The sequence below is a fragment of the Leifsonia sp. CL147 genome (assembly GCF_900114565.1).
In the GTDB taxonomy this organism is placed as follows: Bacteria; Actinomycetota; Actinomycetes; order Actinomycetales; family Microbacteriaceae; genus Leifsonia.
Genome location: NZ_FOTM01000028.1, coordinates 18,262 through 30,875, shown reverse-complemented (window position 1 = coordinate 30,875; position 12,614 = coordinate 18,262). Strand labels below are relative to the sequence as shown.

General features: G+C 69.7%; 13 protein-coding genes. 8 read left to right on the top strand and 5 right to left on the bottom strand.

Annotation, left to right across the window (positions count from 1 at the left end; all coding sequences use genetic code 11):
- The first annotated feature begins 347 nt into the window (after positions 1–347).
- Positions 348–1,244: an SDR family NAD(P)-dependent oxidoreductase gene (locus BM287_RS17215; RefSeq protein ID WP_090042087.1), complete on the top strand. Its 897-nt coding sequence runs from the start codon at positions 348–350 to the stop codon at positions 1,242–1,244.
- A 24-nt stretch (positions 1,245–1,268) separates the two neighbouring features.
- Here BM287_RS17215 and BM287_RS17210 read toward each other — a convergent pair whose 3' ends face one another.
- A complete protein-coding gene (locus BM287_RS17210; protein WP_090042089.1) occupies positions 1,269–2,108 on the bottom strand; it encodes an SDR family oxidoreductase in 840 nt (279 codons plus the stop codon).
- A 105-nt stretch (positions 2,109–2,213) separates the two neighbouring features.
- Between BM287_RS17210 and BM287_RS17205 the strand changes: the two genes are divergently transcribed.
- The 3 genes from BM287_RS17205 to BM287_RS17195 all read left to right on the top strand — a co-directional run bounded on the left by BM287_RS17205 (position 2,214) and on the right by BM287_RS17195 (position 5,459).
- Entirely contained in the window at positions 2,214–2,480 is a 267-nt protein-coding gene (locus BM287_RS17205; RefSeq protein WP_090042091.1) for a hypothetical protein, read from the top strand.
- 237 nt (positions 2,481–2,717) lie between these two features.
- Positions 2,718–4,697, top strand: a complete 1,980-nt coding sequence (locus BM287_RS17200; protein ID WP_090042096.1) for an Ig-like domain-containing protein — start codon at positions 2,718–2,720, stop codon at positions 4,695–4,697.
- Positions 4,698–4,769: 72 nt separating this feature from the next.
- Positions 4,770–5,459 (top strand): class F sortase, encoded by a 690-nt coding sequence (locus BM287_RS17195; RefSeq protein ID WP_244528432.1) that lies wholly within the window; start codon positions 4,770–4,772, stop codon positions 5,457–5,459.
- Between the two features lie 57 nt (positions 5,460–5,516).
- On the opposite strand, the gene BM287_RS17190 is transcribed toward BM287_RS17195, so the two are convergent.
- A complete protein-coding gene (locus BM287_RS17190; RefSeq protein ID WP_090042097.1) occupies positions 5,517–5,984 on the bottom strand; it encodes an SRPBCC family protein in 468 nt (155 codons plus the stop codon).
- A gap of 172 nt (positions 5,985–6,156) precedes the next feature.
- On the opposite strand from BM287_RS17190, the gene BM287_RS17185 reads away from it, so the two are divergent.
- Entirely contained in the window at positions 6,157–6,351 is a 195-nt protein-coding gene (locus tag BM287_RS17185) for a DUF2795 domain-containing protein (protein ID WP_090042100.1), read from the top strand.
- Positions 6,352–6,362: 11 nt separating this feature from the next.
- Here the strand turns inward: BM287_RS17185 and BM287_RS17180 are convergent, their stop codons facing one another.
- A complete protein-coding gene (locus BM287_RS17180) occupies positions 6,363–7,211 on the bottom strand; it encodes an exodeoxyribonuclease III (protein ID WP_090042103.1) in 849 nt (282 codons plus the stop codon).
- Between the two features lie 114 nt (positions 7,212–7,325).
- On the opposite strand from BM287_RS17180, the gene pyrE reads away from it, so the two are divergent.
- Positions 7,326–7,874 carry an orotate phosphoribosyltransferase gene (gene pyrE, locus BM287_RS17175; RefSeq protein WP_090042108.1) on the top strand — a complete coding sequence of 183 codons (549 nt, stop codon included), beginning with the start codon at positions 7,326–7,328 and terminating at the stop codon, positions 7,872–7,874.
- A complete protein-coding gene (locus BM287_RS17165) occupies positions 7,874–10,360 on the top strand; it encodes a hypothetical protein (protein WP_170857611.1) in 2,487 nt (828 codons plus the stop codon). The genes pyrE and BM287_RS17165 overlap by 1 nt, the downstream gene beginning before the upstream one ends.
- Before the next feature lie 79 nt (positions 10,361–10,439).
- Here BM287_RS17165 and BM287_RS17160 read toward each other — a convergent pair whose 3' ends face one another.
- Together BM287_RS17160 and BM287_RS17155 are read right to left on the bottom strand one after the other, a co-directional pair.
- Positions 10,440–10,988: a DUF4303 domain-containing protein gene (locus BM287_RS17160; RefSeq protein ID WP_090042116.1), complete on the bottom strand. Its 549-nt coding sequence runs from the start codon at positions 10,986–10,988 to the stop codon at positions 10,440–10,442.
- Positions 10,989–11,015: 27 nt separating this feature from the next.
- Positions 11,016–11,813 (bottom strand): HAD-IIA family hydrolase, encoded by a 798-nt coding sequence (locus BM287_RS17155; protein WP_090042118.1) that lies wholly within the window; start codon positions 11,811–11,813, stop codon positions 11,016–11,018.
- Positions 11,814–11,905: 92 nt separating this feature from the next.
- Here BM287_RS17155 and BM287_RS17150 point away from each other — a divergent pair, with 92 nt between their 5' ends.
- Positions 11,906–12,541, top strand: coding sequence for a TrmH family RNA methyltransferase (locus BM287_RS17150; protein ID WP_090042121.1), 636 nt, complete (start codon positions 11,906–11,908; stop codon positions 12,539–12,541).
- Positions 12,542–12,614 lie beyond the last annotated feature (73 nt).

Below are 12,614 nucleotides of genomic sequence, written 5' to 3'. Positions count from 1 at the left end.
CGACGTGATGCGTGTTCTTGTGCGTGTCGACGCCTGCAACCAGCTCGTCCGGGGGAGACAACGGGTTGGTGAGAGGCGCGTCGAGTGTCATGCTCGTCATAGACGGGATTCCCTTCCAACGGTGATGAACGTCACCGCGGGTCGGGTAGGTGCAGACAGCACAAAGGTGAGACCACTTCCCGGTCAGGCTCCTATCAAGTCATGTTCCCCGCCCGGCCCGCAGCGACCCCGGCGTCGACGGACAGATCCACAAAAAGACAGCCGCGAACGGCGTCCGTGTAATTTCGAGTCACGTCGGCGCCGGAGCCGAATCCATCATCTCTGTGTAACGCTGCGAAGATAGGGACATGGCGAGAACGGTCCGCGGCGCACGCGTGCTCATCACCGGTGCGGCCTCCGGCATGGGACGGCTCTACGCCGAGCGCGCGGTCCTGGAGGGTGCGCGCGCCGTCGTGCTGTGGGACCGTGACGAGGCGGGACTCCAGGATGTGACCCAGCGGCTGCGGCACGAAGTGCTCGCCGGCCGCACGGCCGCCGCGTGGGGGGCGCCTCCGCGCTCGCCGAGTTCCGCCGCCGGACGGCCCACCACCACGGTCCTTCCGTACGTCGTCGACCTGTCCGAGCTGGGCGCGATCGCACAGACCGCGCAGGCCGTCCGCAAGGAGCTCGACGGCATCGACGTCCTCATCAACAACGCCGGGATCGTCCGCGGCAAGTACTTCTGGGAGCACGACAACGGAGACGACACCCGCCCCACCATGCAGGTGAACGCGCTCGCCCCCATGTATGTGACGCGCGAGTTCGTGTCCGGGATGCTGCAGAGCGGCCGCGAGGCGCGCATCGTGAACATCGCCTCGGCGGCGGGGACGGTCTCCAATCCGCGGATGAGCGTGTACGCCGCCAGCAAGTGGGCGGTCATCGGCTGGAGCGACAGCCTCCGGATAGAGCTGCAGCAGCAGGGTTTCGGGCACGTCAAGGTCACGACCGTCGCCCCGAGCTACATCGACACCGGGATGTTCGAGGGCGCACGCGGACCGCTGCTGACCCCGATGATGACTCCGGAGTACGTCGTGGACCGCGTCTGGCGGGCGATGCTCGCGGGCCGGCCGATGCTCATGCTCCCGTGGACCGTCGGCCTCGCGAAGACGCTCCGCGGCATCCTGCCCACCCGGGCGTGGGATGCGGTCGCCGGGCGCGTCTTCGGCGTCTACGACTCCATGGAGGAGTTCACCGGCCGGCAGTAGCACCTCGGCCGGCTCGGTGTTCGGCTACAGGATGGGCCGGCCTCCGGTGACCGGGATGCGCGCTCCCGAGATGTAGGAGCCCTCGTCGCTGGCGAGCAGCACGTAGACCGGCGCCAGTTCGGCCGGTTGACCAGGACGACCGAGCGGGGTGTCGCTGCCGAACTGCGTGACCTTCTTGTCGGGCATCGTCGAGGGGATCAGCGGCGTCCAGATCGGCCCGGGCGCCACGCTGTTCGCGCGGATGCCCTTCTCGCCGAGGAGCTGTGCGAGCGACGCCGTCATGTTCGCGATGGCGGCCTTGGTCGCGGCGTAGGGGAGGAGGGTCGGCGACGGCATGTCGGAGTTCACGGAGGAGGAGCCGATGATGCTCGACCCCGGTTTCATGTGCGGGACAGAGGCCTTGGCCAGATGGAAGAACGCCGACAGGTTCGTCGCGATCGTGTGGTCCCACTCCTCGTCCGGGATCTCGTCGAGGGACTCGTGGGTCATCTGGAACGCCGCATTGCTGACGAGCACATCGATGCCGCCGAGCTCGTTGACTGTCTTCGCGACGAGGTCACGGCAGTGCTGCGGGTCGGACACGTCGCCGGGGAGGAGGATGGCGCGACGGCCGGCCTCCCGGACCCACTTCGCGGTGTCTTCGGCGTCGGAATCCTCATCGAGGTAGGAGATGGCGACGTCCGCGCCCTCGCGTGCGTACGCGATCGCCACCGCCTTGCCGATGCCGCTGTCGGCTCCGGTGATCAGTGCGACCTTGCCGGTGAGCTTCCCGCTCCCGCGGTAGCTCTCCTCGCCGTGGTCGGGGCGCGGCTCCATCGCCTCGGTGCTGCCGGGCGGCTGCTGCTGTTGCTCGGGGAATGCCATGGATCGACCTCCGCTTCCTTCATCGGTTTGGACCCCAGGAAACACCAGGAGGCGGTGGACGCCAGGGGGTTGGGCCGTCCGCCGAGTGCGCGTACCGTCCCCCCAATGAACGCGACACCGGACGCCCCCGAACCGCCGGAACCCGATGACCACCCGAGCGACGCCCAGCAGACGGCCCGGGACCGGGCGTACAGCCCGTCGAGCGAGCGGGAGACCGAGGTGCTGCAGGATGAGTCCACCGGTTCGTCCGTCCTCCCCGGCACCGGAGGCCCCGACGACCAGGGCGACATCCCGGTCCCGCCCGAGGACGATGTGGACCCCGCCACGATCGTCGAACGCGGTGAGCCGGAGCACCGGCCCGGCGATGCCTGACCTCCCGACGGTCGTCTTTCGGCCCGGCCCGAAAGTCAACTGAAATATTTTCGAAAGCGGCGTCATAAGTAGCGAGATTGCTCGTCTCTTATGTGTCGCAATCAGCGCGTGAATGCCTGCCGCGGAGCTTTCTCCCGCGGTCACCCACCGGCGAGCCCCGAAACTCGCGGACCCTTCGGCTTCCGCGGTTGCGTCTAAGCACTGACCCGAACAACCCGACCCCCCGAAGGATCCGTCATGTCTCCCGAGACTCACCCGCCCACCCCTGCCCGCACGCTGCGGGGCCGCATCTGGAAATGGGCCGCCCTGGCGGCTTCCGCCGCTCTCCTGGCCTCCGCTCCGCTGCTGAGCGTCGCCCCCGCCCAGGCCGCCCCGACCGCCCCGGCCGTCCAAGCCGCCCCGGCCACCGCCAACGGCTGCTCGTACGGGACCGGTGGTCCCCTTGCGTCGAGCCTGTGCTGGATCGACATGTCCGCCTTCGGCTCGCTGACCGGCGCCGAAATCCGCGGCAACTCCATCACGAAGCCGATGTCGCTGAACATCGGCGGCTATGCGGCATCGTTCGACATCACCGTCGCGGCCGGCCCGACCGGCTCCGTCGGCCTCACTTCCGCCGCGTTCGGCACGGACATCTGGTCCCGCGCCATCCTCGGCAACACGATCGCCGGCACTCCCTACTACACGGGCACGTCCGGCGCGCCGGCCCTCTACGAGCTGGCGGACGCGACGTCGCCGTACGCGGTGGCCGGTCCCCGCGAGACCGTCACCCTGAACAACCTCGTCATCACCAACCCGAGCGGGCAGCCGGTCACCGGCTACTCGCTGGTGATGACGGACGCCGAGTCCACCAACACCAATGAGGGCTTCGTCTGGACCTCCGACGTTCCCCTGAAAAACCTGCAGGAGGTGGTTCCGACCGCCGGCAACAAGGTCTCAGGGAACACGAACGCCGCCTACGGGACCCCGTGCAACAGCGTCCTGACCGGCTTCGGCACGACCTCGGTCACCTGCCAGAGCCTGCTTCTGCCCGGCGAGACCTCCGTCTCTGCCCGGGGCATCGTGATGGTGCAGGCGGATGGCGCGACCACGGTCAGCGCCGAGATCACCGGACGCGGTGGATCCGGACGTCAGGGCATCGCGTTCGCGATCGCGCTGCCGCCGGTCGCCGACGACTCTCAGGTCACGATCAATCCGAACCAGGTCGCGACACTGAACCCGTCCGTCCGTCCCGGGACCAAGCCGATCACGGACGTGACCTTCGACAACGGTCAAACCACCAAGACGGTTCCCGGTGAGGGAGTCTGGTCGATCACCCTGACGGGCGACCAGCCGGTTGCGACCTTCACTCCCGAGAAGGACTACGACGGACCGGTCACCACCCAGCCGTACACGGTCACCGACGAGAGCGGCGCCACCGCGACGGCGAAGCTGTCCGTCACCATCAACACCCCGCCGGCGACGACGGACCAGCACCGGACGATCGACCCGAACCAGACGGCGACGCTGACGCCGACGACCACGCCGGGAACGGGCCCGATCACCGGGGTCGTGTTCGACAACGGCCAGACCACCAAGACGGTTGCCGGTGAGGGAGTCTGGTCGATCACCCTGACGAATGGCCAGCCGGTGGCGACCTTCACTCCGGAGAAGGACTACCACGGACCGGTCACGACGCAGCCGTACACGGTCACCGACAGCAACGGACTGACCGCGACGGCGAAGCTGTCGATCGACATCAACACCCCGCCGGCGACGACGGACCAGCACCGGACGATCGACCCGAACAGGACGGCGACGCTGACGCCGACCACCACGCCGGGAACGGGCCCGATCACCGGGGTCGTGTTCGACAACGGCCAAACCACAAAGACGGTTCCCGGTGAGGGAGTCTGGTCGATCACCCTGACGAATGGCCAGCCGGTGGCGACCTTCACCCCCGAGAAGGACTACCACGGACCGGTCACGACGCAGCCGTACACGGTCACCGACACCAGCGGACTGACCGCGACGGCGAAGCTGTCGATCGACATCACCAGCCCGGTCGTCACTCCCGCGGTGCAAGGCCCGGCGACCCCCATCGCCGCGGCCGTGAACACCGGTGGCGAGGTCGTCGGTGCCGTGCCCTCCGCTTGGGCGATGACCCTGGGTGCCGGCGTGGTCCTCCTGGGTCTCGTCGTCCTCATGGCGTGGCGGACTCGCGCGTCGCGCCGCTCCTGATCCGGATCCCGGACCGGTGCACGCACCGGTCCGGGAGGATCCCGACACCGAACCCCTGAAGGAGGACGACCTATGCGCACACCACGCGCCGCCCTGTCCGAGCCGGGCAGCGAGCAGCCCGCACGTCCCAGACGCAACGGGCTCGTCATCGTGGCCCTCGGCGTCGCGGTCGTCCTGATCGGAGTCGGCGCCGTCGGATGGGCGGCCACGGCGGCCGCCCCGGCCCACACCGTCCGAGACCTCGCGGGCAACCAGGTGGCGATCGAGCCGGACGTGCTTCCAGCGCCGGCGACGGTGAAGCGGATGGAGGTGAGCGCCCCGGCCGGCGACCGCTTCTCCGTTCCCGCGGTCGGACTCGACGTCCCGCTGGCGGCGATGAACGAGGTGGACCACACCATCACCCCGCCCGGCTTCCAGGACGCGTACCGGGTCCGCAACATCGGCACGACTCCCGCGAATCCCGGTGCCGGAACCGTGTTCGTGGTCATGCACTCCATCCGCGGCGGCGGTGTCGGACCGGGCAACTACCTGTTCGACATCGCCCGGGGAGCCTCTCGCGTGCCGGTCGGCTCGCCCATCGCGGTCGCCGGTGCGCAGTACCGGGTGACGGAATCGCACATCGTCACGAAGACCGACCTGCCCGCGTTCGCGGGAATCTGGGCGAACACTCCGGGCCGGCTGGTCGTGATCACCTGCCTTCAGCGGCCCGACGGCCGACCCTCCACCGACAACCTGGTCATCACCGCCGACCTGGTGCGCTGACAGAGGGATGCGGCCGTCGCGAGCACGAGCCCGGGCCGCGACGACCGCACGCCGTGGTCAGATCGTCTCGCCGCGATCCACTTCGCCGCGCCACGCGCCGGTCTCGGTGCCCTGCGACTCGATGAACTCCTTGAAGTTCTCGAGGTCCTTCTTCACTGCGTGGTCGTCGAGGCCGAACACGGAGCCGGCCTTCTCCACCGCGTCCGACGGAGCCCACTCCAGCTGAACCGTCACCCGGGTCTCGAGATCGGAGAGCCGGTGGAACGTGACGACGCCCGCGTGCTCGGTGTCGCCGGCAACGGACTTCCACGCCACGCGCTCGTCCGGGACCTGCTCCGAGATCACGGTGTCGAACTGACGCTCGACGCCTCCGATCTTCACCCGCCAGTGGTTCGTGGTGTCATCCACCTGACGGATCTCCTCCACTTCGTCGAGGAAGTGGGGGAACGACTCGAACTGCGTCCACTGGTTGTATGCCGTCGTGACGGGCACATTCACGTCGATGGATCGGGTCACTGCAGCCATCGCTGCTCCTTTCGTCGTCATCTCGATCAGACGCGACGTTAGGCCGCACAATCGATCGGGATAGGGCCTGGACTTCACAGCGCGATCGTGCGAAAAGCGGTGGACGCCTTGCCACCCGCCGAGATCGGGGTACGCATGGACTCATCCAGGGAAGCAACGGAAGGAGACCACCATGGCCGACCGGCCCATCCAGATCGACGTGCAGAAGTACTTGAGCGGGGTCGACTACCCGGCGAGCAAGGCCGATCTCGTCGGCGCGGCGCAAGGTCAGGGCGCGCCGAAAGAGGTGATCGACGCCCTCGAGGGACTTTCGGACCGCGACTTCGACAGCCCGGTGCAGGTCACCGAGGGGATCGGCGGGAGCTGATCGGGCCGCCCTCAGCCGAAGATCATCGGACGGTCGTCGTCGTCTTCCGCCGCGGCGACGGGCGCCAGTTCCACGAGCACGGGGACGTGGTCGCTGGGGGCCGCGCCCTTGCGCTCGTTGCGGTGGATGCTCGCACCCACGACGCGCTCGGCGAACGAGCGCGAGCCGAGGATGAAGTCGATGCGCAGGCCCTCGTTGCGCGGGAACCGCAGCTGCTTGTAGTCCCAGTAGGTGTAGCCGTCGGGGACGATCGGCCGGACGACGTCGGAGAGGCCCGCCTTCTCGAACGCCGCGAAGGCGGTGCGCTCGGGCGGCGAGATGTGGGTGGAGAGACCCGGGACGAGGGCCGGATCACCGACGTCGGAATCGAGCGGCGCGACGTTCCAATCGCCCATCAGCGCGAGGGCGAGCGTCGGGTCCTCCGCAAGCCAGCGTTGCGTGTCGGCGGCCAGCGCGGCCAGCCAGTCGAGCTTGTAGACGTAGTGCGGGTCGGCAAGCGAGCGGCCGTTCGGCACGTAGAGGCTCCAGAGACGGAGGCCGTCGACCGTGGCACCGATCGCGCGTGCCTCCTTGGGCAGGTCGGGGCCGTCGTGGTCCTTGAGGAAGCCGGGCATGTCCGGGAAGCCGATCGTGACGTCGCTGATCGGCAGCCTGCTGGCGACGGCGACGCCGTTCCACTGGTTGAGGCCGTGCAGGACCACCTCGTATCCGGCCGCCTCGAACGCCGCGTACGGGAACTGTTCGGGGGTGCACTTGATCTCCTGCATCGCGAGCACATCCACGTCCTCGCGGACCATCCAGTCGACGACCCGGACCACGCGGGTGCGGATCGAGTTCACATTCCAGGTGGCGACGCGCATGTCCCGATCGTATCGGCCACCGCTGACGCCACCCGATCCTGTGGGCGATGCGTGGAGCGTCGGAGCCTGTGGAGAACTCCCGGGCGGCCGGGTGTTCCCCTCTAGAATCGGGGTGTGACCGACGCACGACAGCAGCTCATCGACTACATCGCCGCCGAAGCGGTCTTCCACGGGGACTTCACGCTCACCAGCGGCAAGAAAGCGACCTACTACGTCGATCTGCGCAAGGTCAGCCTGGACCACCGAGTCGCTCCGCTGATCGGCCGGGTGATGATCGATCTCATCCGCGATGTGCCGGACGTGTTCGCCGTCGGCGGGATGACCATGGGCGCCGATCCGGTCGCTGCCGCGATCCTGCACCAGGGGGCCGCCCAGGGGCTCTCCTACGACGCCTTCGTCGTCCGGAAGGAGCCGAAGGACCACGGCCGCGGAAAGCAGGTCGAGGGGCCGGACCTCGCGGGCAAGCGCGTGATCGTGCTCGAAGACACGTCCACGACGGGAGGCTCGCCGCTCAAAGCCGCAGAGGCTCTCACGAAGGTGGGCGCCGAGATCGCCGCGGTCGCCGTCGTCGTCGACCGGGACACCGGCGCACGTGAGGTCATCGAGGCCGCCGGGTACCCGTACTTCGCCGCCATCGGTCTGAAGGACCTGGGGCTGGCGTAGTGTCCGATGAGCGCGGGCGGGGCGCGGCGGACGACGAGCCGGAGGCGGCCGGCGAGCCGGCGGGCGGTGAGCCGACGGCGGGCAGTGCCGACTGGCTGCTCCAGCAGCTCACGGGAGGCAGGCACGTCACGCCGCCCGCGCAGCGGCGAGAACGGGAGGAGCCGGAGGCTGAGAGTCCCCCGGTGGAGCAGGGTCCGGTTTCGGAGCAGGGTCCGGTAGCGGAGCAGGGTCCGGTTTCGGAGCAGGGTCCGGTTTCGGAGCACCGGCCGGACGGCGGGCAGCCTTCGGTGGATGAGCGGACTCCGGTGGGGCCGATTCCTCCGTCGACACCGCGGCCGAGTGCGGGAGCAGGATTCGACGACCTTCTCGGCAACACGCTCGAGGAGCCGGCTGCGGTCGAGGACGCGCAGACGGAATTCCCCGTCGCCTTCAACTGGAACCTGACGCCCGGCGCCGGCGGCGATCCGCTCGTCGAACCGCCCTCGGTCGAGGATCCGGGCACAGAGGACTCGGAGGACGCTCCCGCTCCGAGCGAGGATGTTCCGGCGCCAGCGCCCGCCGCATCCCCGGTGCTGCCGACGCAGCCTCCGATCGTCCCTCCGTTGGTGCCGCCGGTGTACCGCGCACCCCTGGTCGAGCCGTCGGTGGTCGAGCCGTCGCCGGTCGAGCCGTCGGTGGTCGAGCCGTCGCCGGTCGAGCCGTCGCCTGTTGAGCCGTCGCCTGTTGAGCCGTCGGTGGTCGAGCCGTCGCCTGTCGAGCCGTCCGTTGAACCGGTAGGGGAGGAGCCGCCGCTGGACGCGCCTGTGGAGGAGCCGCCCGCTCGTCCGTGGGTGATCCCGGCGGCCGAGCCCGCAGCGCCGGTCGCTCCGGCCGCGGAGGAGACGCCCCGCTCGATCTTCGATCCGCCGGCAACGGACGTGCCTGACGGGGACGACACCGCCGATGGTCACGGGCTGGCCGCGCTCCTCGGCTTCGGCCCGTCCGAACCCGATAAGCCTTCCAGTCGTTCGGTCATCGGCGACACGACGAGCATCATCCCGTTGGATCCGTCTGCGTTCACCCGCCCGCCGGCGCCGTCGACACCCCCCGAGGCCGTCACCCCGACGCCGGACGCGCCGCAGCAGCCGGTGCTCCCTCCCCTCGACGCGTCGGCGTTGCTCGAGCCCGGGGTCGACACCCCGACCCAGCAGCTGGATGCGGCCGAATTGGACGCACTGCTCCGGCCCGGGCGCGACGACGGGCCTCCGGTCCTGCCGTCCGAGCCGGCGGTTCCGGCCGCGCAGGCGGAGGTGGCTCTCGGTGGTGTCCCCTCGCCGGCGACGAGTCCGATCGATGCGGAGAGCATCGCGGCCGCATCCGAACCGGAGGCGGAACCGCAGCCGTTCGGGTGGTGGACCGCAGCGGCCGCCGCCGGAGAGCCGGCCGAATCCGTGGGTGCGGACGACGACGCAGCCGATGACCTGGGCGACGTCGACGAGGCCGACGGGATCTCGGCGCTCTTCGGCGACGTGGTCGCCGCAGAACCGGTGGACGAGGACCTGGACGACGACCGACACCCGACAGGGCCGGCCGAACGCCATGCGGAGCCCGAGCCCGAGCCCGAGCCGGCGGCCGAGGAGGAGGGGCCGCAACTCCTGGCGACGATGCCCTTCACCATGCCACCGGCGGACGCCTCGCCCTTCAGCGCCCAGGAGTCCTCCCGTACTCTCAGCACGCCAACGGATTCGAGCCTGCCACAGACCGAGGCGTTCACCCCTTTCCCGTCCACTCCCGCGGCCCTCGCTGATCCGGCCGTGCCCACGGGACCGCTGGCGGCGTCCGCATCCACCGGCCCGCAGACCGCGAGCCCCGCAGGCCCGGCGGCCCCGGGCCTCTGGGGTTCACGCAACAACCGGATCCTGTTCTCCCTGGCGGGGGCGCTCGCTGTTGTGCTGGTGCTCATCGGCCTCTTCGCACTCGGGACCCGCATCCCCTTTCTGTTCCGTGCGGCCCAGCCGGCGCCCGTCTCGACCGCGTCCCACCCGGCCAGTCCCTCGCCGAAGCCGACCCCCACTCCTACGCCGACCCCGACGGTCACTCCGAAACCCGCGGCTGCCGTCGGGCCCGGCGTGCATCCCTGGGACACGCTGGGCGGCGGCGAGTGCATCCAGCCCTTCACCAACGTCTGGGCCGAGGATTTCACCGTCGTGGACTGCGCGACCCCGCACGCCGCGCAGCTGGTCTACACCAACCTGCTGTCGGCGGACCCGGCCGCTCCCTACCCCGGAGTCGATGCCCTCGCCCAGCAGATTCCCGGCCTGTGCACGGCGGGAGGCGTGATCGACCTCGGTGCCGCGGCGGCGTATCCCGACCTCCAGGTCGTCGGCTCCTATCCCGCGACCGAGCAGCAGTGGAAGGACGGCCAGCGCTCGTACTACTGTTTCGCCAACCGCTCCGGCGGTGAGCCGCTCACGTCCTCGGTGGCCGGCCCCGGACCTGCCGCCTGAATCGCGTACGCCGCTCGGCCGGCGGCCGGCGGCCCTCGGCCACGCCGCACTCCGCGCCGCACTCGGCGCGGCCCTCGCGTCAGCCGCGTTCCGCCGAGACCAGATCGGCCGCGTAGCGGACCAGTGCACGCGGCGGATTGAGGCGCCGCGCCGACTCCAGCGCATCCGCCGGCCGCTCATGGGCGGGCAGCGTGACATTCAGCACGAGGGACTCCCGCTCGAGACCCGTCCCGAAGAATCCTTCAGCGTCCAGGTCGGCGAGCCCGCCGATCATGGCCTCCAGGAGCGCCTGATTCACCTCGTGCGGACGGTCGTAGGCATCCCCGACCGCATCGAAGAGGGGCTCGATCCCGGCGAAAAGCTCGTCGCCGAACTGGTCGTAGGGCGAATCGTTCACGCTCCACCGCAGGTCGTCCTCCCCCAGGGGGAGACCCTGCCTGCGGGCGTCGTCGACCGCGCGCTGCAGCCCCTGGATCGAGCAGGCCGTAGGCACCGGCCGGTGCGCCAGGGTCGTCGTCCACAGCCCGAAGTAGTAGAAGTCCTCCGAGGGTCGCTCGTCGCGGAGCGCTGTCCAGGCCGCGCAGGCGGCCTCGCGGATCGCGGAGCGGATGCGCGCGATCTCGTCCACAGGCCCCCCTCCGACCGCGCCGACCGGTCAGAGCTCGGATTCGACAGGGTCGCGGACCACGAGCTCGTCCACGCCGCCCAGCACTTCGTCCGGCCGGAAGGGGTACCGCTCGATCTCCGCCTGGTCGCTGATCCCGGTGAGGACGAGGATGGTGTGGAGGCCGGCTTCGATGCCGGCGATGACATCCGTGTCCATCCGGTCGCCGATCATCGCCGTGTTCTCGGAGTGCGCTCCGATGCGGTTCATGGCCGAACGGAACATCATCGGGTTGGGCTTGCCGACCACATAGGGGTCCCGGCCCGTCGCCTTCGTGATCATGGCCGTGACGGCTCCCGTCGCCGGCAGCGGGCCTTCGGCGCTGGGGCCGGTCGCATCCGGGTTGGTCGAGATGAAGCGGGCGCCCTTGCCGATCAGGCGGATCGCCTTGGTGATCGCGTCGAAGGAGTAGCTGCGCGTCTCGCCGACGACCACGTAGTCGGGGCTGGTGTCGGTCATGATGAAGCCGGCCTCGTGGAGGGCGGTGGTGAGGCCCGCCTCTCCGATGACGTACGCGCTGCCGCCGGGCGCCTGCGACTTGAGGAAGTCGGCGGTCGCGAGGGCGGAGGTCCAGATCGACTCCTCGGGCACATCCAGTCCGGAGGTGCGCAGCCGGGCGGCCAGGTCGCGCGGCGTGAAGATGGAGTTGTTGGTGAGCACCAGGAACGGCGTGCCCTGGTCACGCCACTGCTGGATCAGCTCGGTCGCACCGGGGAGCGCCTGGTTCTCGTGCACGAGCACGCCATCCATGTCGGTGAGCCAGCACTCGATCTCGTCGCGACGCGTCACCTGGACCCCTTTCACCGGAAGCGGATGCGTCCAGCTTAGGGGGGAGGTCCGACGGAGGTGAGGCTGCCCGCCGCGGTGGATACGCTGAACCGGTGGACGAGACGCCGAACCCGACGCACGAGCTGACGACGAACGGGGTCGGCCCGTGGGCGGACGAGTGGCCGGACGACCCGCGGTACGACTCCGAGCTCCTCCGCCACGGCGACACACGCAATGTGATCGACCGCTACCGGTATTGGAGCATGGAGGCGATCGTCGCGGATCTCGACGGGCACCGGCATCCGTTCCATGTCGCCATCGAGAACTGGCAGCACGATATGAACATCGGCTCCATCGTGCGCAGCGCGAACGCGTTCGCGGCGGACACCGTCCACATCATCGGGCGCCGGCGGTGGAACAAGCGCGGCGCCATGGTCACCGACCGCTACCAGCACGTCGTGCACCACGACGACGTGGATGGTTTCGTCGCCTGGGCGCGCGGCGCCCGCCTGCCGGTCATCGCGATCGACAACGTGCCCGGCTCCGTCCGGATCGAGACGTTCGCACTCCCGCGGGAGTGCGTCCTGCTCTTCGGGCAGGAGGGTCCGGGCCTGTCGCCGGCGGCTCTGGACGCCGCGGACGCCGTGGTGGAGATCTCGCAGTTCGGGTCCACCCGCTCGATCAACGCCTCCGCCGCCGCCGCCGTCGCCATGCACGCCTGGATCACCCAGCACGTCCCCTTCCCCTAGCCTCCCGCCCCACCATCGAGTCCGCACAGATTGCACGATTTGGAGCGGGTTTGCGTGCAGTCTGTGCGGACTC